Below are 19359 nucleotides of genomic sequence, written 5' to 3'. Positions count from 1 at the left end.
CATCGTCGTCATCCGAGCCTACGCAAGTCTCTCTCACCCCCTGGATCAGTGCCTGAGAAAGCTAAAGCTTCACAAGACATTTGATCAGGTCGAGTACCGCGCAACCACTTCACAGGAAGCATAGGCTCCCTTTTTGTCTCGGTAACCTGCTTCACCGTGTTCCGTCTTAGGACTGCTGCGTTCGGGGTTTGTGAGTCGTCCTGTTTGCAGTTGAGCGACACGGGTTATGCCCGCGTCTTACGAAGGCTTGCTTACTAAGCTGCAGATGGACCATCCAATGGCCCACCTGACGCGAATCACGTGGACATTGTCACTCGTCTCACCTGTTTACCGGGGCTGGCTATGCGTGGCCCCTATGAACATCACCGCACCCGATTACTTGCACACCTCACTGGGAGAACAATCATGACCACCGCTAATACGCCCCACGCGGGCACCCGTTCGAACGTCCAAAAAGCAGCCCTCGCCGTCGGCGCGGTCTTCCTGCTCGTCGGTATCCTGGGCTTCATCCCCGGCATCACCTCGGACTACGACACGATGATGTTCGCCGGCCACGAGTCGGAGGCGAAGCTCCTTGGCCTGTTCCAGGTCTCGGTCCTGCACAACATCGTGCACCTGCTCTTCGGGGCAGCCGGGATTGCCATGGCCCGTACCATCAGCGGCGCCCGCTCATACCTGCTGTACGGGGGCATTGTCTACCTGGTCCTGTGGATCTACGGCCTGGTCATCGACCAGAACTCGGCCGGCAACTTCGTCCCCCTCAACGACGCCGACAACTGGCTGCACCTGCTCCTGGGAATCGGCATGATCGCCCTGGCACTGCTGCTCACACGCGACCACAAGCGCACCACAACACACGCATAACCAAACGGCTCAGCTAGCTAGACCAGTTACTGATACCGCCGACAAACAGTGCGGCCCCGGAAGGATCCGGGGCCGCACTGTTATTCCAGACAGCTCATGACATGAGTGATCACAGGATCGACTCGCTCCCTACTCCTACCTCACGCCAACTGATTCACCATCTCGACGGCGGATACCACGTCCACTACAGGTCTGTGTCAGTACGCTGGCTACAGGCGCCCAATGAGGAGCGCATCCTTCGACGAAAGGCAGCATCATGACCGAGAACGCTCATGGAGGACATGTCGTCAACCCCAACGAGGGTGACGGCTCGACGTCGGATCCGAACCGGCACAGCATCGGGGACCAGGGCAAGGAGCAGGCCGGCCGCGCCGGCCGCGACCCCTCGGAAGTGGCCGCGGCCGCCGAGACGGAAGGTCACTACACCAGCACCGAACCCGTCGAAGAATCGGGCGGCTACACCTCCGCGCAGGATCCCGTGCAGGAGGGTGAGTACACCGACAAGGACAAGCCCGTCATCGACGAGCCCGAGACCGAAGGCGGGTACACAGACCGCGACCGCTAGTACTCGCCTGCACCAGCTCTCCTCTGTTACAGCATGGAAGCGTCCTACGGGGTGCTTCTGCTGGGGCGAACGCTGCTGCACAATTCTGCAGAGAAGAACCGCCTCGCGCGTAAGCCGTGAAGCACCTAGTACCCGTGGCACTGCATGCCATCCCCTCCCTTGGCAGCACGCACTAGCTGGGTTTTAGCCTGCGAAATTTAGCTAACTAGCCTACTCATACATGTTCCTAGGGAGGGCTTAGACTTCTGCTCAGGTTAAGCAATAGCCTGCCCAGAATCATCACGCCAAGGTGCTTATCATGACCGCTGACCTCTACTCCATAGCTCCTCCACTGTCTTCCCCCTACTTAGATTCTGTAAGCAACCTTGAAGCGACCGATGGTGATGACTGGGCCGGTTTTGGCTCTGCTCCCGAGATTCCCTTAGACCTGTCGGCGGAATCAATACGGGACTTGCGGGCGCTGGCTACCCGTCTGTACAAGGAGTTGGACACCGAAGCCCCGCCGTTTGGTACCTACGAGGATTACCTGAGCGTGTCGGAGGAACTGGATCGGCGAGCAGCACCTGCCGTGCGCTTGGTCCCTGGTTCTCGGCCCATGGGGTTCAGGGATAACGTGGTGCGTTCACGTTTTGAGCTGTTCGATGACGGCGAGGTAGTCGGTTCCATTGCCTACACGCTGCGCAGCGGTCGTCTGACCTTACGCAACACCGTTCTCGCACCTGATTACGAGGAACAGGACTCAGCGTTCGCGCTGATCAGGGGCACGCTCCTGAACGCTCATCGACGCCGCTTGGCAGTCGTACCGTACTGCCCCCGCATCCAAACCTTTTTGGACGCTCATCCGCACTTCAAACCACTAGTGTCCAACTCCTAGGATCATCAGCAATGGGTCACCATCTGCAGGACTATCGTGGGTTCACACGACAGAACCCTGTGCATCATCAGGAACGCAGCACGGGGTAGAACCGCCGCCTGTAAAGGTCTGCGGCGATGTATGACAACACTTCCCACCTTTTGCTACCGCTGAGCTGCGAGTTTGCCAGCTGGTCTCGTTGTGAAACTCGTTCACGCCGGTCAGGTTTCCCTGATCCGGGAGTCCGCATGGATGTTGCTGGGGATCTGGTCGTCAGAGTTAGAGGGTAAGTGTGCGGCTGAGTACGGCTTCGGCGGTGTCGCGCAGGCTTGTGTTGTGTGACCGGGCGTGGGTTCGCAGGAGCTGGAAGGCTTCGTTGGTGTTGACGTTGGATGTGTGGGCAACCATTCCTTTGGCCTGCTCAACAAGGACCCGGCTGTTGAGGGCTCGTTGCAGTTGGTCGTTGACCGTAGCAGCCTCACGGATGGTGCGCTCTTGCAGGATACTGATCGTTGATACGTCGGCCAGGGCCTGCCCTATGGCAATGTCTTCCTCGCTCATCTCTCCGGTCTCGGTCCGAAAGAGGTTCATCGCCCCGATGGCTTTGCCGCGCACCCGCATGGGGAAGGCGTGCACGGACTGGTATCCCTGGGCTGCAGCCAGTTCCTTGAACTCGGGCCACCGGTCTTCAGTGCCGGCGATGTCCCTGATTGTCACCGGGACGCCGGTGACGTAGCAGTCCACGCAGGGACCGGCACCGGAATCTTGCTGCAAAATTTCCATCAGGTGGCTTTCCTCACTGGTGGACGCCATGACCTGCAGGACACCGTCGGGGCCGGCGAGCAGGAGCCCGGCGGCGGTAGCGTCGAGGAGGTCAACGCATTCCTCGACGAGGGTGTGCAGTAAATCCAGCACATCGTAATCATCAACCAGTGTCTGTGCGATCTTTACGAACGCAGCACTGACCCGGCTTGCACGAGTGGTGGATTCCATAAATCCCCACTTTAGGGCCTTGTGCCACAGTTCCAGACGCCTAGGCGGGGGGTGTGAAGTCCAGTCGTCTTTCGAGGACTTCGGTGGAGGTCTGCCGTACTGTCTGCCCGTTCGCGAAAGCGTGCCCCCGCAGGAGCAGCAAAGCATCCGCAGCTGACCCCCCGGTCTGGGCCAGAACCATCCCCGTGGCTTGGTGAATTTCGCGGCGAGAGGGCGACAAGTCAGGCTGCTGAGACTCGTCCCCGGAATCCGGGACGAGGATCTGGCGGAGCAAACTCCAGGCCGCCCCGTCCGCCAGCGCCCGCGCCATCAGCAGATCTGATGCGCTGAGCTCCCCAGGCGTCGTCCGATAAAGCTCAACGACGCCGATGTCCATGGCGCCGACGATCAGGGGGAAAACGAACAGGGCCTGCACCTCGGTGGCGAGCAGGGCATTGGCGAAGACCGGCCACTTCTCATGCGTCACTGACCGCACGTACGGGATCAGGACCGGCACCCGGGTACGGGCGGCCTCCCGTCGGGGGCCTTCTCCCAGGTCGAACTGCAACTCATCCAACCTCGCCGCCAGCTCGTCGCTAGCGCGCAAGGGGGTCTCCTGCAGAGAACCACTGAACGCCGATAACGCAGCACCTGACACCGGCAACGCATTAATGAACGAACCGCACAGAACTGAGTACAACTCATCGAGCCCGGACAACTTCTCCTCGCTCACCAGTGGGTCTCCCTGCAACGGGTGGCAGGAACCTGAGACCAGGACACTATCTTTTCCCACCCTCTCCAAGACAACGCGACTGATACTACAGACGTTCGCGGACGCCCGAAATCGGGCCCCGTGATGCCCTGCACAGATCCAGCCCAGTGCCCTGTATCTCGGTGTCTAGTCCCTGAGGCAGGCACCGAGCTTCTTGATGCCGTCCCTGATCCGGGTTTTGGCGGTAGGAACGGGTATGCCCAGGCGATTGGCGACGTCGACGTAGGTGAAACCGCGGTAGTAGGCCAGATCGATGGCTTCGCGCTGGGGGGGCGTCAGGATACCCAGACAGGTCCTGACCGATGCAGCTTCTTCGTTGTCGATCACTGTTTCGGAAACCTGGTCGTAGTCGGTGTCCTGGTGGCTGGTACCCCAGTTGAGGTCCCGGACCCGGCGGGCTTGCTCGGAGCGGACCCTGTCGACTGCTCTGCGGTGGGTGAGGGTCATCAGCCATCCCATGGGGCTGCCTTTGGCGGGGTGGTAGCGAGCGGCGTTCGTCTGCCATAACACCAGGAACACTTCCTGGGTGACTTCCGCGCTGATCTCCGCGTCGATGAGCACACGGCATACCAGACCATGCACCCGGCACCGGGTGAGTCTGTACAGTTCCTCAAACGCCCGTTCGTCCCCACCCCCGACAGCGATCAACAACGCGGACAAGTCGGCCGTACGTTCAGGCCCTTCCAAAGAGGTGAACCGGACCTTGTCCGCCCGCTCTGTACCAGGATCATGTGTTGGTTGATCGTCTGTAACAGGGTCGTGTGTAGCTAGCTCGTGTGTGGTCAGATCAGGGATCAAGTGCGATGCGAAAGACATAAGCGAGACCTCCAGGCAGAAATGGAAAGAGCTATTTTCCGTAACTGACGGCTACATCACTGGTTTCGACCTTTGCGAAGAAGCCGCCCTCACAGGGGTTTCTTCACAAAGCAAGATTTTCAGCCATCCCAGTCATGCACGTGAGAGTGTCCCATCGGCAGCACCGTCGCTTCTGCCCTCCCTGACGCTGAACCTACGTGAGCAGTAATCCAGTTACACACTGCCCTGCACGCACACCGGCATCACCTACGGCCGGGTACAAAAGTAGATGGGGTCTGAAACTTTGGGGACTGGAACGGGGCTTGATCGACCCAAGGCGCACGGGAACGGATTCTGCAGCGTGCAGAGTACGAAGCATGATTTGAGACTCCTAAGCGGCAAGAAAATGAAGTGCCACCAGGGTCTGGGGTGTCAGGGCCTAGCCTGCGCCATGCCACATGAGCCCGTCAAGGAACAACAGCAACACTCACAACCCAACGAACCACTGACTGAACCACCACCACGCCGCGAATGTGGTCGCCGACTTGTTCGAAAACTAGGCACCCAAACAGCTGAGGAGCCCCTACCCCTTGAGGGGTTCGACCACAGGCGACACCGGTATGGGGAGCTGAGCATGGTTGAGTGGGGGTGATGTCCCTGCTGACGAACGTCAGTGGTGGTTCGCAGGGAAGCGTGGTTGTTTCACGCTTTTCTCCTAGCGATAGGTACCCTATGAGTACACGTCTCACCCCGTCCGAGCCCTTCCCCGAGCATCTGGTACCGCTGGACGTCCCCGAGGTCGAAGTCCTCAACAGCAAGCTCGAGCGCGAGCTCACCCACGAATACGTCCGTGACGGCGAACCTGATCCGGAGACAGAGTTCCGCCATGAAGAAGTAACCGAGGAACTCGATCGCCGCGACGCGGTAGAAACAGGCGCACCGACCGCTCCCCTGCTGCACGTCGTACACCCGCCTGTCGAAGCTGCCCGCAGATCCTCCTAGGACTGGTCGACGGCCAAAGAACCACCGGAACCGCTCACTAGGTTGAGGGTCAGATGGATCGGATGATGCGTCGAGCAAGGTGACGTGCTTGTGCATCCTCCGCAACGTCGTCAGCACCGTCGTCCGTACCGTCGTGCAGGCCGCGGGCCTGGTCCACGATGTCCCGGGCGATGATGTTGACCTTACGGTTGGTGTCCTGGCTATGTTGCTTAATGAGCTCGAAAGCGTCGTCGGCGTTGATTCCTGTCTGGCTCATCAGGATGCCTTTGGCTTGCTCGATGACGCCCCGGGTCTCAGCGACCGCGGCTACCGCTTCGTTGGCCAGGCGGTGAGAATCAGCATGAACCGAGTGCGTCAGATCGATCAGCATCCCCCAGACTCCGGCGGTGACGCCGTTTTGGGTGTACCTGTCACCGGTGACCAGGACCTGATGGTTCCGGCCCTTCACATCCTGCAGAATGAGGTAGCTCGACACCGGAGCACCACGGGCGGATACGTCGTCCCAGAACGCTTGAGCCTGATCGCGCATCTCCGGAGCGATGTGTGTGTAGCCGAGCTGGTAGGACGGCACAACCTCACCGCGTGTGTACCCGTGGATCTGGTAGATCTCCTCTGACCAGAGGAACTCCTGGGACTCGAAGTGATACCGGAAGGTCCCAGTGAGGCAGTTGTCGCAATTGCCGAGTGTGGGGGTGACCTCGGTAAGGGCCAAACGGGTTTCATCGGAGGGTTGCATGCAGGTGGTACCGATCGCTGGGCGCGGTTCGGAGCTAGCTTCATAACCCCATCGGAGACGACCATAGCAACCCGTTGAGTGTCCGGCGTTCTTGTGACCGCATCAAACCGCGAAAATTTCGACAGCCTTACCGTCGGCCCCAAGACGGGCTCACACCTGTTCAGACAGTGGCAAAGGGCGGCGGGCAGGGGCCGGTTTGATGTACCGGGAGGGGCCCGGCCCCTACCCGGAGGGCTCATGTGTCAGCCGGCTGCTTGACCAACTCATAAGCCTACTGACGAGTTGATCATGAGAGGGGTGGAAGGGGTCAAGGCCTGCAACCAATTTCCGATCTTCAGCGGGCATTAGATTAGTGTGCCGTTGATCCTGAGTGCGGCAAATACGGAGGCGGCGAGCTCCCACTTCAAAACATCTGACTTCTGCTGAGCGAGCAGGGTGTCCTAGCCTCGACGGAAGAGCCACTCGAGGGCGATCAGTTCCATTGTGAAATAGCGGACGGGCATTGATGCCCGAGCTGCGAAGGCGGCAAGCATCTCATCCATGGGCTTTTCCCCCACGACCGCGACCCGCGGGAATCCCCTGTAGGCGAGCATCCCCGTCCTGGCTCCAATGGATACGGAGGCGATGCCTGTGATGTGTACGAGCAACGGCGCGGGCTTCGACCCGGGCAAAGTCGACAAAGCCAGCGCCGCTTCGACCGCATCAGCGTAAGTGTCGTGCGCCCCGGGTCCCCAGCGCAAGCAAAGGAAATCTTCCTCACGAGAGGCCTCGAACAACACCACGGCGCCTCCTTGTCGGGCCGGCCCGAAGACCCGGCAACCTAACTCTTGGGTAAGCCAGACCCTCTAAAAGTTGGCCACGATAAGGCCTGCCCTGTTCACATAGAACGCAGCGGGCACTCCGAATGAGTCACCCTACCCTGCTGATTAAGCCTCTGCTGGTTCAGCCCTCGCGTGTTAGCCGATGCTTCACCCGGGGGTGCCTTCGATGGCGAGGATAGTGACGTTGATGTGGCCGACAACCAGTCCGCTTGCCTGGATGACGGTGGCTGCGAGTTCCTGCGTTTCACGCGCCAGGCCGAGCGCGGGTTTCGAAATGTTCGTGGCGAGGTCGATGTGCAGGTTCAGGACGTTGCCGGTAAGGGACAGGATCAACCCGTCGCGGGTAGCGACAGTCGGGGCTGGATTGTTGGGCCGGAGATTTTTGTGCAGTTGATTGACGGACGCGATTTTCCAGCGGCTCATGACACTGCGCATGGTCGGCTCCAGGCGTATTACTCCCGGGTGCCGGCTGAGTGTGGTGCTGAGGGTGTCAGCGATGGTGTCGAGGTCAACTACCTGCTTACCGGAGGGCTGGTCAGATGTCATAAAGGTCCTCCACGACGATGTCGATTTGGTGCATGGTGATCGCCGTCTGGGCTTCCACGATGGTGCCGACCCGTTCGCGCAGCAGGGCCATGGTGGCGGGGATCTTCACCTGCGAGGACAAGGCGACGGTGAGCGTAATGCGCACATCCTCGACATCGACGACGGCTCTCGGAGACGGCACTGCAGATGATGGCACTACTGGTGACGGTAATGCTGGCGCCGGCTGTGTTGATGAGGTTTGTGGTGGTGGCTGTTTATGGGTGCTGGCGATCGTGCATCGGCGGGCGTGGACTCCGGACAAGGTGGAGGCAGCGAAACGGATCAGGGCGTTGAGTGCCTGCTTACTGATATCGATGGTCCCTAGGGGTGTGGTGGCAAGGGGTGCACGCCGGCTGCGGCGGACTTCTGCCCGGGCGACCATCATGATCGCTTCTCGCACGCGGCTGCTCGGTTGCAGGGCTGGGTCGTTGCGGTCGCGGTCGCGCATGGACCCGGTGACCGCTTCGAGGTGGTGCAGGGCGGCGCGCGCGCTCTGACAGTCCTGGCAGGTCCGTTCGTGGGGGGTGGGTGGTTGGTCGATGGACGCCCAGACCTCGTCGATGATCCGCCCGCACCCCAGTCGCGGCTGACCCTCGTTCATCGCCATGGTTGCATCCCTTCTGCAAGGACTCGTTTGGCCCGTGCAATGCGTCCTCGAACCGTACTCTGCGGTTGTTGCACGATCACTGCGATCTCGGTGTAGGAGAACCCGTGGACTTCGCGTAGCAGCCAGCAGGCCCGGGGTCCGGCCGGAACGGTTTGTAGCAGGCCGGCAAGGGCCAGCATTTGTGCTTCTGTCTCATAGTGCGATGCCGGGTCCTGGGACTCCCCGCCTCCGGGAGCGTCGAGCTGGTTTCTGAGTTCGGCCTCTCCCACCACGGAAGTACCGCGCGGGCCACCGGGTACGGGTTCGTCGTCGAAGGAGTCAGGGTCAGCGGGCCTGCGGCGGCGGCTCCGAAGCTGGTTGAAGCATTTGTTCGTCGCCGTACGATAAAGCCAGGGAATGAACGCTTCAGGAGCGGCAAGGTTCGGCAGGCTACGCCAGGCGGCGATGAACGTTTCCTGCACGATGTCCTCAGCTTCGGCATGATGATTGAGCATCCTGAGCGCCAACCGGAACACTCCACCCTGATAAGCGGACAGTAGCCATTCAAAGGCATGAACATCGCCGTCCTGCGCTCGAGCGACAATGGTCAGCTCGTCAAGATCATCCAGCGCCACCTGCGCCGCCGATGACGCCAGCGAGGAAGATGATCCCGGTGAGGAGGAATCAACGGACGGTGGTTCTTTTCGGGTGCCAGGACCGCGTCCGATCATCTCCCCCACGGGAGCTGTGGCGGCAAGGCCCGCAAGAGACGCACCCTGCACCACTTCAGCCCCTGACTCCGCGCCTGCTTCAAGGCCCGATTCAGGGGCTGATCCGCTGCTCGCTTCGGAGCCTGGTTCAACCTCTGATGAGCTCAGTTCAGAATCCAGTTCATCCTCTGGTGGGCCCGGTTCGGAATGTGGTTCACCTTTTGGTGGGCTTTCCGATCGGGAAGGAGGCTGGTCGTGCTGAGGGGCCGACCCCATCGCACCTGCCTCCTTACAGGACATCACTGCAGTCCCTGCTGTCCCTTGTCGTGATGTGTTGCCGGCGTGATGCCAACTTCTTCAGCATAGGCGGAGCGATTCGGGTCCAACAGCCGTCAGGCTACCGACGCCCTCAGCCACCGATGGCGCTTCTGCGGTGTCGGAGTGTTCTGGCTTTCGTAGGACGAGGACGAAGACGAGGTGCCTGCCCGCGATCACCAACCCGGGCTGGGCTGGGCGGGGCGGGGCGGAGACAAAAATAAGTGTGTTGTCGGCGTGACGTTTCGGGATGGTCGGTGTCTTTAACGGTGTACGGCACCACTACCTCACACAGGAGAATTGATTTATATGGCAGAGGATCAGAGCACCGCAGCACGTCGGGCAGTAGTCATTCCCGCCACAGGCGAAGAGCAGAAACGTCAGGCGGAGCAGTCCCGTGAAGCCGAGCAGTCACAGCCTGTCGGTCCGCTGCAGACCCGCCAGGGCAACACCACCATCGCGGAGACTGTTGTGCAGAAGATCGCCGGCATCGCTACCCGCGAAGTGCCGGGCGTGTACGCCATGGGCAGTGCAAGCCGACGCGCGTTCAGCAGCATCTCCGAGCGCATCCCCGGATCCCAGACGAATGTCAGTGGCGGGGTCAGCGTAGAAAAGGGTGAGCGTCAGGCAGCTATCGATCTGAGCATCATCGTCGAGCACGGCGCGTCCATCGTCGAGGTCAGCCAGATGATCCGCCGCAACGTCATCTCCTCCGTCGAGGAAGCCACCGGCCTGGAGGTCCTCGAGGTCAACATCAACGTCACAGATGTGCACCTGCCCGAGGACGATGACAAAGACACCACCGAGTCCTCCCGCACCGAACTGCAGTAGCGCGCCACGCCGTTGGCCCGGGGCCATCACCGGCACCCACAGTGCCGGTGATGGTCCCGGGTCCGGCCGTCAATGGATCCCCACGGATCCTTCTACTCACTGCTCAAGACGGGCAGCGAACTTCGTGTAGATGCGCCCATATAAGGGGCGCTGTATGGGAAAGGCACCCGATTATGAGCACAACAGCTATGGGCCTGCTGACCGGCCTCGTCCTGGGAGCGGCGGCAGCATTCGGTGGCTTCTACGAATTCCTCGTCGTCGCGTTCTTCGGCGCCCTCGGACTGATCACCGCCCGCGTCATCGACGGCAAGCTCGACCTCGGAGCCTTGACCGGACGTTCCACCACCCGCAGGTGAGCGACATGGACAACACCCCCGAAAGGGAAACACCAGTAGAGCGTTCCGCCAGACACATCCAAGCGACCCCTGCATCGTCCTCGACGCGTGTACAAATGACCGGTGCTCGTTTCTCGCCAAATTCGACTGGTTCCGATCCGTCGACGAGGGGAACCCTGGTCATCGCGGAGCGGGCGATCGAGAAAGTGGCGAGCAACGCCGCCTCGACCGTTCCTGGTGTCAGCGGACCCGCGGGCGGTTTCCTCGGTCTCGGTGCCCGCCACAACGACACGGCGCGACCGAAGGCCGATGTGCAACTTAATGGGCTCATCGCGTCCCTCCGCCTAGAGGTGGGCATCACCTACCCTGCGCCCTTGAAGCGAACCAGTGAACTGTTGCGTGAACGGGTACGCGAGGAAGTCTCACGGATCTGCGGACTCGACGTCCGGCAGGTCGACATCGACATCGACATCGACACCCTCCTTGACCCCACCCGCAGTCAGGGCCTAAGGGAACTCGCATGAACCGCCCCACCAATTCCTCCAGCACGTCGCCCAGCACCTCCCAGTCGCTGCATCGACGCTCCAGCCGCTCACTGCCCGCAACACTGACAGCACTGGTCCTTCTCGCAGCAGCAGTTGCCTGTGCGTGGATCGGGATCACCAGGATCACAACCGGCACCTGGCCGGACTTCCTGCGTTCGGGACGCGAAGCCACAGCATCGCTCACCTGGAACAGCCCCGCCGTCATCACCGCAGCGATCCTTCTGGCCCTGCTCGGACTGACCCTGCTCCTGGCAGCCCTGCTCCCAGGTCAGCACAGCACCATCCGACTCAACGAGCCCGACAACCGCCGGGCAGGCACCTCCGAAGCAGTCCTCACCCGCCGCGGACTCAGCAAAATCGCCGCAGCGCACATCGACCGCACCGACGGAGTCGACCGAAGCTCGGTCACAACCACAGCCAAGCGCATGGACGTCAACGTCCGCACACCACTGCACGACGCCGGCGACCTCAGCAACCGCCTCGAAGCAGCCCTCACCACCAAAATGCACGACCTCGGCGTTACACCGAAACCCGTCATCCAAGTGCGAGTCCGCACCACCAACGACTAATGCAGACACACCCGCATCCACTGGCTGATGCTCCATGACTGACCGATTAACCCACTACTTATCCACGCGATTCAATGGAAGAAGGAACTTATGAGGGACACCGCCGGACGGCTCAACCGAACATGGCTGGCCATCATCGGGCTCCTGGTCCTCCTTCTGGGAGTGGCCGGGCTCCTGCTGGCCAGTGGGGCCGCTGCCACCGTCACCGAGTCCCTCAACGCCGGATTCACTCCCACGCAGCCCACCGACACCGCGGTTCCGACAGGGCTCAGGGATGTTTTCGCGGCCGACGCTGCACCCCTGATCCTGGCAGTCCTTGCCGTCCTCGTTGGCATCCTGGCTTTGCTGTGGTTGCTCGCTCAAGTCCCGCGTCGGCATGGTGCGCGCACCTTCCGCCTGCGCACCGATGACGGCGCCGCCGGTTACACCCGGTGCGAGCCCGAAGTCCTCGCCGAAGCCGTCGAAAACCATGTGCAACGACTCCCCGGAGTCACCGGAGCAAACGCACTCCTTAGAGGAAGCGCCACCGAAACGGACCTGAACATCAACGTCCGCGTCGATGACCGGACGGACCTGCAAGACCTTCTGCACCGCATCCACACCGACGTAGCCGCAGACCTTGAAACCGCCCTGGAAACACCGCTACGCAAACTCGCCGTACTCATCACCGTCGGCAACCGGCAACGCAACGACAAAACAGCCGTCCTCTAACCACCCGCCCCGAACCACCTCCTTACCGGGCACCCTCAACCAGCCAATAACAACCAGCACGAACAACTAGGCAACATTGCCTGGTTCAACGTAGAAGGAGCTTTCTTATGATCACGCAGAACGATATCGACACCATCCTGTCCGGCCGAAGCCACGTCCTGGCCTCCGACGGATCCAAGGTCGGCTCCGCCGGCCAGGTTTACCTCGATGATCAGACCGGGGATCCGAGCTGGGTCACCGTCAAGACGGGCCTGTTCGGCACCTCGGAGTCCTTCGCGCCTCTGCAGGGTGCGAATGTCACCGGTGATGACGTGACCATCGGATACACCAAGGAGCAGGTTAAGGACGCACCCCGCGTCGAGTCCGACGGCGAACTCAGCCCCGAAGAGGAAGAAACCCTCTACCGCCACTACGGACTCTCCGGCCACACCGGAACAACCGGCACCGGTAACACTGGTAACACCAGTGGGGACTTCCTCGACACCGACACCGACACCACCCGCACCACGACCGGCACCACGGGGAACACCAGTGCTGGCACTGCCGGCTATGAGGCGGGCTACCAGGCCGGCGATGAGCGGATAGACCGGTCCAAGGACAGGGAAACTGTCGGGCATGACACGTCCGGTCCGACGACCGATGACGCGATGACCCGCTCGGAAGAGCAGCTCCGGGTCGGTACCGAGCGTCGCGAGGTCGGCAAGGCCCGCCTGCGGAAGTACGTGGTCACAGAGAACGTCACCAAGACCGTTCCCGTCACGCATGAAGAGGCCCGTGTCACACGGGAGCCCATCACGGACGCTAATCGGAGCAAGGCGATGGACGGACCCACGATCACCGAAGCAGAACACGAGATCGTTCTGAACGAGGACCACGTCGTCGTAGATAAGGAAGCAGTCGCTGTCGAACGTGTCCGCCTCGACAAGGAAACCGTCACCGAGCAGGAAACCGTCACCGAGGACGTGCGCAAGGAAAAGATCGAACTCCTCGACGATGACACCACCGACACCACCACCACGGACGGCACGGATACCACGGGCCGCCGTCGCTAGTCAGCTCAAGGAGTAAACCGCCTGTAGGCAGGGCGTCTCGGTCCCTGAAGTGGCTGGCACCGGCAGATGAAACGTAGGGGCGCTGCAGATGCGGCGCCCCTACGCATGCTCAAGGACAGGTGCGCCAGCAGCACTTCGCCTTCTGTTGCTTTCTTTTTCCCGAGCAAACACGAGGTGGGTGTTCTTGTCGTGAGCCACACGAATAGGTAGTGACTACTCGTGTGGAAGCCGCGGAAACCAATCACTGTTGTTGGAGTTGCCAGGGTGGCACCTGAGTCGACGAGCTGAGGTAGCGATGACGATGACGCAGAGCGGATCGATTCCAACGGACCTTTTGACGGTGGCGGAGATAGCCGCCAGCATGCGGGTCTCGAAAATGACGGTGTACCGGTTGATGCGATCCGGGGCGATGGAGAGCATCCGCTTCGGCCGCTCCTACCGGGTGTCAGAAACTGCCCTGCAGCGCTACCTCGAAACCGCCCAGCCCGAACACTAACCCACACACTCAGCACTTAGAGGTACATCATGATTCCTGCCCTCGATGCATTCGCCTTCGAAATACTCGCCGAAGACCTTGGTACCGACGACGCGTCCGACTTCCTGACCAGTTTCGAAGCACTACTAACTGGTCGTATCCAACGGATAGAACGAGCCCTCCAGGCTCAGGACGAAGAGGCAATCACCGAGGCGTTACTGAGCCTTCAAGCCAGTGCTGCGATGGCGGGTGCAGCTCAACTGCAGGCATCAGCAACGCACGCACTCATGCAGCAGCCAATGAGATCGACGCCGCCCGGACCGCTCGTGCGGAAGCTTCAAGGACAGGCAGACATGTTCAAGGATGCTTTGGTCACCTTCCACCACATCGGCTACTCACCCATCACGCACATGCACATGCCTCCACGCAGCAAGCTCTCCTAACCAGGTGGGCCAGTAGTGCGACGGTATTTCCTGGCCATTCCGGCGTTAGAGGTGAGAAGACCTGCGGCGAGGCGATACATGGCGGGCCCTTTGGCGCTACCCGGCTGCACTGGTCCCTGCGAGTGTTGGTGCCTACCAGTTCATATCGCAGGAGGATCATGCCCATTGTTGAAACGGTCGCTAAGAACGTCTTGAAGGAAGCCTCTTCTAACGACAAGGGCCGCTCTGCCGAGCTTGTCATTCATGATGGTCCGCTACGTCAGACCGTCCTCGGACTCACGTCGGGTCAGGTCCTTGCCGAGCACAATTCCCCGCCTGCTGCGAGTATGTATCTTCTGCAGGGACGGGTGCGAGTTACCGGCCAGGACCAGTCCGAGGTGGTTGCCGGGGAGATTGTTGTGCTCACTCATGTGCGCCACGGAGTCGAGGCGTTGGAGGACTCCGTGTTCCTGCTCACAACCGTCACCAGCCAGGCCGGCGACAGCTACGGGAACAGCCCGAACCACGAGCAGCACGCCTAGCACGCCTAGCAGCGGGTTGGACCACCCCGAACTGACGATCTCGGCCACACCTCTTGTTGACTGGAAATTTGACCCGTTGCGTGGCTCGTCGTGGTGGTCTGCTTGCGGTCGATGTGTGATGTGGAGGAGCAGAGCGCACACTGGGATCTTGGGCTGTTTTCGGACGCGGCACGTGAATTCTCACATGGAGCACTGCAGCTACCCGAGGTAGGAGTACCACTATGGACACCATCAGCACCCCAGTTGAGCCGAACATGTTGAAGCCGATCGTCGTCGGGTATGACGGCTCGGACGGATCGAAGCGGGCCGTACGCTGGGCGGCCCGGCATGCATCGGCCACCGGATTGCCCCTGATTGTCGCCTACTGCTGGGCGTGGCCACTGTTCACCCATGACCTGGGCCCAGTGACAGGCGTCAAGGACAGCGGGTTGCAGAACGAAGCAGAGAAAACGGCCTCCGAGGGCTTGGACCTCGCCGTGCAGACCGCGCCGGACGCCGATGTCAGCAAACGTCTCGTCGCTGGTTTCCCCGCCGAGGTGCTGACCAGGCTTTCGACGGAAGCGTCCCTGCTCGTTACGGGTACCCGCGGCCTGGGCGGTTTTTCAGGACTGCTCGTAGGGTCCGTCAGCCTGCACCTTGCCGCCAGCGCATCCTGCCCCATCTTGGTCGTGCGCGAGGACCAGCCCGAGGATGACAACGTCCTTGTTGCCGTCGACGGATCACCCGAAAGTGACCGCGCAGTCCTCAAGGCTGCGGACCTGGCGAAAACCCTGCATCAGTCCCTCCATGTTCTGCATGCTCAGCCTTTCCACCGGCACATGGTCGTTGACCTGACCGACGCTGAGCGCCACCCCATCATCGAGCAGTCCCTGAACCTGCTGCCCACCGGTACAGATCTCGCTGTGGTCGAAGAGACGGTATCGGCCATCTCGGTACCCGGGGCGATCGTTGACCGCGCACGCACCGCGTCCTGCGTCGTTCTTGGAGCCAAGGGAAGGAACACCCTGGGTGCCCGACGCGGATCCACCGTCCACGCCGTCCTGCACCACGCCACGGGAAACGTCCTCGTCGTCCGCTGACCCACGCCCTTCAGCCACCGGTCGGCGATTATTTGGCGATTGGTCGGTGAGGGAATCTGTAGAGACAGCCCAGAATCTGCCACGAAGCGCCCAGCCCTCACCTCAGGTGGGCGGCATCGAACTTGACGCGGCGCTCCTGGCAGAAGGCACCACCCGACATAGGAGCTCGATCATGCTTTCCGATACATCCCGCCCAGTCATCCAGGCCACCTTGCCCGTCGTGGGTGACAACATCAAGGAGATCGCCGAGCGCTTCTACGCGCACATGTTCACTGAACGTCCCGAACTCATGGACGGCCTCTTCAACAGAGGTAATTAGGCCGACGGGCGTCAGCAGCAGGCCCTGGCCGGTTCCGTCGCGGCCTTCGCCGGCTTCCTGGTCGATACACCGGATCAGATGCCCGATCATCTCCTCGCCCGCATCTCCCACAAACACGTGTCCCTGGGTTCGCGTCCGGACCAGTACCAAATTGTTCACGACCACCTGATGTGGGCGATCGTCGACCTCCTCGGTGATGCTGTCACAGCAGAGGTCGCTGCGGCCTGGGACGAGGTGTACTGGCTGATGGCCAACGTCCTGATCAACCAGGAACGGGCAATGTATGGGGCGCTCAACCTTGCCCCCGACACCATCTGGCGGACCTGGCGTGTCGTGGAAAAGATCCAGGAAACGGACGACGTGATCACTTTCGTGGTCGAACGTACCGATGAACGTGGCGTGAAACCATCGCTTCCTGGTCAGTACGTCACCGTGAAAGTGCTCATGCCCGACGGGGTTCACCAGCCGCGCCAGTACAGCCTGACCCGCGCCGATGACGGGCATCACCGCCAGTTCTCCGTCAAACGCGTCCACGGACTATCGACACCCGACGGGGAAGTGTCCAACCTGCTCCATAAGAGCGTGAACGTCGGAGATGAAATGGTCCTCTCCGTTCCCTCCGGTGACGTCGTTACAACGAACACCGACCGGCCGATTGTTTTCGCCAGTGCCGGTATCGGCATCACGCCCATGGCCGGTATGCTCTCCCACCTCGTGCAATCCGGCTCGCAGCGACAAGTGACGCTGCTCCACGCCGATAACTCCGCTGACACCTTCGCCCTGCGCGGCCAGGTCCAGGCGGACCTCGAGCACCTACCAAGAGCGTCCATGCTGACCTGGTTCGTCGAACCCGCAGCACCAACCCTGATTGTCGAGGATGAGCTGGTGGGCTTCATGGACGTCAGCACCATCGACCTTCCAGCCGGCGCCGAATACTACCTGTGCGGTCCGCTGGTCTTCATGCAAGCCGTCCGCAGCGCCCTCATCAATCGCGGCATACCCGCCAAGGACATTCAGTACGAAGTCTTCGGACCCGACCTATGGCTAGCCGACTTTCAGTAACAGGACAGGTCACAGCACGAACCGGGGGCAGCCCAGGACAGCGGAAGGCAGAGGCTGATCATGGCCCGCAGCTGGGGCTTGCCTGCGGGTTGCCTCCGGCACTGTATTGGCATACCGGCGAAGAAGCGTGCACTCGGGACGTTGCCACAAAGGACCCAGAAGATTTGAGCGAAGGCTCTGCCTGGCCGACGGCCCAAGATTACTGACAGAACGGATACCGGATGGTCGACGAGCAGTTCCATCTCACGGAGTTGGAGGATCTCATCGAAGTCGTGATTGAAGATGGCACCGACGTCACCGAGGAAAGCCTGCTGACGTTCAAGGACCGGCTCCTTGCGGTGGAGCGGTGGCAGTCCAAACCATTACTGGTTCACATGGGTGCGATTAAAGGAGTAAGCCTCGAAGCTCGCGGTCGTATAAGTAGGTACCGGCATCCCATGCCCGTGGCAGTCGTGGGGAAGAGCTCAATGGATCGAGTCATCGCCGCTTACGTCCTGCGCTCCCCCACAAACTCGCACTATTTCACAACGCTCGACGCTGCCCTGCTATGGCTTCACGCGGAACTCCTACAATCCGAAGACAAAATTGCCTGATCAAGGACGCCCGCGGATGGCAGCCCTTGACCCATTCCGCTGAACACGATCAACTCGTCAATGGCTTATGAGTTGGTCAAGCAGCCGACGGACCCATGAGCCTTCCGGGTAGGGGCCGGGCCTCTCCCGGTACATCAAACCGGCCCCTACCCGCCGCCCTCCCCTCTGCTTGCACTGACACGCGGTGTTTTGGAGTAGACCCGGTATCCTCGCCGCTCCATGTGGCCCCAAACCCGCCAAACACTCAACGGGTTGCTATGCAGGCCCTGGCACGACGCCTACAGCGGACCAATGAATCGCTCGCTGGTCTGATGTTCTCCGACGACCCCGGTCGGGTGGCGAAGGCCCTGCTTGATCTTGCGGATCGTTTCGGCAGCCCTGTAACGGACGGCATCTTGGTCGCCCACGAACTCACGCAGGTGAAACTCGCAAAACTTGTCGGCGCCTCGCGCGAAACCGTCAAGAAGGCCCTCGCCGAATTTGCGCAACGTGGCTGAGTGCGCCTCGAGGCGCGCGCTGTCGTCTCGACATCCAGCGGTTGCAGTAACGCAGCCACTGACCCTTGCTACCGACGACGAGTATCTGAGTCAAAGCTGAGTTCTTGCGTTATCTCGATACCCACTCGTGTTTATCGCTTGGGTGAGAATGTCAACGCGGATCGGAAGCCCGATGAGGCTAAGCTCAAGTTCGAGCGCGCCCTTTCCGGTGACTTCGATGCGTCCGACGAAACCGAGGACGGCGAGCTTGAGGGGCAGGCTGACGCCCTCACTGAGTTGACCGAGACCGAGACCGACAAACTGGAGGCACCGAAGATGGACCCCGAGACTGACACCGAGTTCGACGAGCCCGCCACTTCCGAGTTCAAGGATGCCGACGGCCCGGACGTGCCGAACCTGGCAAAGGCCGACGAGGCCCCCGAGACTGACACCGAGTTCGACGAGCCCGCCACGTCCGAGTTCAAGGATGCCGACGGCCCGGACGTGCCGAACCTGGCAAAGGCCGACGAGGCCCCCCAGGCCAATGCCACGGCTGACGACAAGCCCGCCACGTCCGAGTTCAAGGATGCCGACGGCCCGGACGTGCCGAACCTGGCAAAAGCCGATGAGGCCCCCAAGGCTTGACATCGGGGCCAGGGTTACCGACACCCGGGCCAAGGCACCTGCCGCCAACCGTGCGCGAGGTAAAGCACTGACGCCTCGCAAGTAGTTTCACCAAGTTTCACCCCGCCCCGCTTGCCGTGATGTTGAC

General features: G+C 61.2%; 24 protein-coding genes and 2 pseudogenes. 18 read left to right on the top strand and 8 right to left on the bottom strand.

Annotation, left to right across the window (positions count from 1 at the left end):
* Positions 1-405 precede the first annotated feature (405 nt).
* From D6T63_RS18260 to D6T63_RS18250, 3 genes are all read left to right on the top strand, one after another.
* On the top strand, positions 406-864 hold the full coding sequence (locus D6T63_RS18260; RefSeq protein ID WP_120150751.1) for a DUF4383 domain-containing protein: 459 nt from the start codon (positions 406-408) through the stop codon (positions 862-864).
* A 256-nt stretch (positions 865-1120) separates the two neighbouring features.
* Complete coding sequence (locus D6T63_RS18255) at positions 1121-1429, top strand: hypothetical protein (RefSeq protein WP_120150749.1); 309 nt, start codon at positions 1121-1123, stop codon at positions 1427-1429.
* Positions 1430-1727: 298 nt separating this feature from the next.
* Positions 1728-2303 carry a GNAT family N-acetyltransferase gene (locus D6T63_RS18250; protein ID WP_120150747.1) on the top strand — a complete coding sequence of 192 codons (576 nt, stop codon included), beginning with the start codon at positions 1728-1730 and terminating at the stop codon, positions 2301-2303.
* A 258-nt stretch (positions 2304-2561) separates the two neighbouring features.
* Here D6T63_RS18250 and D6T63_RS18245 read toward each other — a convergent pair whose 3' ends face one another.
* From D6T63_RS18245 to sigK, 3 genes are all read right to left on the bottom strand, one after another.
* Positions 2562-3275 carry a GAF and ANTAR domain-containing protein gene (locus D6T63_RS18245; RefSeq protein ID WP_120150745.1) on the bottom strand — a complete coding sequence of 238 codons (714 nt, stop codon included), beginning with the start codon at positions 3273-3275 and terminating at the stop codon, positions 2562-2564.
* 40 nt (positions 3276-3315) lie between these two features.
* Positions 3316-3987: a GAF and ANTAR domain-containing protein gene (locus D6T63_RS18240; protein ID WP_182977115.1), complete on the bottom strand. Its 672-nt coding sequence runs from the start codon at positions 3985-3987 to the stop codon at positions 3316-3318.
* Between the two features lie 165 nt (positions 3988-4152).
* Positions 4153-4842, bottom strand: coding sequence for an ECF RNA polymerase sigma factor SigK (sigK, locus tag D6T63_RS18235; protein ID WP_120150743.1), 690 nt, complete (start codon positions 4840-4842; stop codon positions 4153-4155).
* A 711-nt stretch (positions 4843-5553) separates the two neighbouring features.
* Here sigK and D6T63_RS18230 point away from each other — a divergent pair.
* Positions 5554-5823, top strand: coding sequence for a hypothetical protein (locus tag D6T63_RS18230; protein ID WP_182977114.1), 270 nt, complete (start codon positions 5554-5556; stop codon positions 5821-5823).
* Positions 5824-5872: 49 nt separating this feature from the next.
* Here the strand turns inward: D6T63_RS18230 and D6T63_RS18225 are convergent, their stop codons facing one another.
* The 5 genes from D6T63_RS18225 to D6T63_RS18205 all read right to left on the bottom strand — a co-directional run bounded on the left by D6T63_RS18225 (position 5873) and on the right by D6T63_RS18205 (position 9186).
* Positions 5873-6535 carry an ANTAR domain-containing protein gene (locus D6T63_RS18225; RefSeq protein WP_182977113.1) on the bottom strand — a complete coding sequence of 221 codons (663 nt, stop codon included), beginning with the start codon at positions 6533-6535 and terminating at the stop codon, positions 5873-5875.
* A gap of 464 nt (positions 6536-6999) precedes the next feature.
* Entirely contained in the window at positions 7000-7341 is a 342-nt protein-coding gene (locus D6T63_RS18220; RefSeq protein ID WP_120150739.1) for a SpoIIAA family protein, read from the bottom strand.
* 186 nt (positions 7342-7527) lie between these two features.
* Positions 7528-7926: a hypothetical protein gene (locus D6T63_RS18215; RefSeq protein WP_120150737.1), complete on the bottom strand. Its 399-nt coding sequence runs from the start codon at positions 7924-7926 to the stop codon at positions 7528-7530.
* Complete coding sequence (locus D6T63_RS19070; protein WP_147394442.1) at positions 7916-8572, bottom strand: Asp23/Gls24 family envelope stress response protein; 657 nt, start codon at positions 8570-8572, stop codon at positions 7916-7918. Before D6T63_RS19070 ends, D6T63_RS18215 begins: the two co-directional genes overlap by 11 nt.
* Positions 8563-9186, bottom strand: coding sequence for an RNA polymerase sigma factor (locus D6T63_RS18205; protein ID WP_220725979.1), 624 nt, complete (start codon positions 9184-9186; stop codon positions 8563-8565). Before D6T63_RS18205 ends, D6T63_RS19070 begins: the two co-directional genes overlap by 10 nt.
* A gap of 699 nt (positions 9187-9885) precedes the next feature.
* Between D6T63_RS18205 and D6T63_RS18200 the strand changes: the two genes are divergently transcribed.
* The 14 genes and pseudogenes from D6T63_RS18200 to D6T63_RS18135 all read left to right on the top strand — a co-directional run bounded on the left by D6T63_RS18200 (position 9886) and on the right by D6T63_RS18135 (position 19232).
* Positions 9886-10407 (top strand): Asp23/Gls24 family envelope stress response protein, encoded by a 522-nt coding sequence (locus tag D6T63_RS18200; RefSeq protein ID WP_120150733.1) that lies wholly within the window; start codon positions 9886-9888, stop codon positions 10405-10407.
* A 173-nt stretch (positions 10408-10580) separates the two neighbouring features.
* The gene (locus D6T63_RS18195; RefSeq protein WP_120150731.1) at positions 10581-10763 is read left to right on the top strand and encodes a hypothetical protein; all 183 of its coding nucleotides are present in this window, start codon (positions 10581-10583) and stop codon (positions 10761-10763) included.
* 95 nt (positions 10764-10858) lie between these two features.
* Complete coding sequence (locus tag D6T63_RS18190) at positions 10859-11266, top strand: Asp23/Gls24 family envelope stress response protein (protein WP_182977112.1); 408 nt, start codon at positions 10859-10861, stop codon at positions 11264-11266.
* Positions 11263-11856 carry a DUF6286 domain-containing protein gene (locus D6T63_RS18185; protein WP_120150727.1) on the top strand — a complete coding sequence of 198 codons (594 nt, stop codon included), beginning with the start codon at positions 11263-11265 and terminating at the stop codon, positions 11854-11856. Before D6T63_RS18190 ends, D6T63_RS18185 begins: the two co-directional genes overlap by 4 nt.
* A 90-nt stretch (positions 11857-11946) precedes the next feature.
* Positions 11947-12567 carry an Asp23/Gls24 family envelope stress response protein gene (locus tag D6T63_RS18180; protein ID WP_120150725.1) on the top strand — a complete coding sequence of 207 codons (621 nt, stop codon included), beginning with the start codon at positions 11947-11949 and terminating at the stop codon, positions 12565-12567.
* Positions 12568-12674: 107 nt separating this feature from the next.
* Positions 12675-13619 carry a YsnF/AvaK domain-containing protein gene (locus D6T63_RS18175; RefSeq protein WP_120150723.1) on the top strand — a complete coding sequence of 315 codons (945 nt, stop codon included), beginning with the start codon at positions 12675-12677 and terminating at the stop codon, positions 13617-13619.
* 301 nt (positions 13620-13920) lie between these two features.
* Positions 13921-14115, top strand: a complete 195-nt coding sequence (locus D6T63_RS18170; RefSeq protein WP_120150755.1) for a helix-turn-helix domain-containing protein — start codon at positions 13921-13923, stop codon at positions 14113-14115.
* A gap of 29 nt (positions 14116-14144) precedes the next feature.
* On the top strand, positions 14145-14537 hold the full coding sequence (locus D6T63_RS18165) for a hypothetical protein (RefSeq protein WP_120150721.1): 393 nt from the start codon (positions 14145-14147) through the stop codon (positions 14535-14537).
* Positions 14538-14695: 158 nt separating this feature from the next.
* Positions 14696-15058 carry a cupin domain-containing protein gene (locus tag D6T63_RS18160; protein WP_120150719.1) on the top strand — a complete coding sequence of 121 codons (363 nt, stop codon included), beginning with the start codon at positions 14696-14698 and terminating at the stop codon, positions 15056-15058.
* A 221-nt stretch (positions 15059-15279) separates the two neighbouring features.
* Positions 15280-16137: a universal stress protein gene (locus tag D6T63_RS18155; protein ID WP_120150717.1), complete on the top strand. Its 858-nt coding sequence runs from the start codon at positions 15280-15282 to the stop codon at positions 16135-16137.
* A 172-nt stretch (positions 16138-16309) separates the two neighbouring features.
* Positions 16310-17518 (top strand): annotated as a pseudogene (locus tag D6T63_RS18150) (globin domain-containing protein).
* A gap of 221 nt (positions 17519-17739) precedes the next feature.
* Positions 17740-18111, top strand: a complete 372-nt coding sequence (locus D6T63_RS18145; protein ID WP_120150715.1) for a hypothetical protein — start codon at positions 17740-17742, stop codon at positions 18109-18111.
* A gap of 257 nt (positions 18112-18368) precedes the next feature.
* Positions 18369-18605 (top strand): annotated as a pseudogene (locus D6T63_RS19950) (Crp/Fnr family transcriptional regulator); the annotation flags it as partial.
* Between the two features lie 141 nt (positions 18606-18746).
* A complete protein-coding gene (locus D6T63_RS18135) occupies positions 18747-19232 on the top strand; it encodes a hypothetical protein (protein ID WP_120150711.1) in 486 nt (161 codons plus the stop codon).
* Positions 19233-19359: the final 127 nt, after the last annotated feature.

The sequence above is a fragment of the Arthrobacter cheniae genome, from assembly GCF_003602275.1.
Lineage (GTDB): Bacteria > Actinomycetota > Actinomycetes > Actinomycetales > Micrococcaceae > Arthrobacter_D > Arthrobacter_D cheniae.
This window is presented reverse-complemented; position numbering and strand designations above follow the sequence as displayed.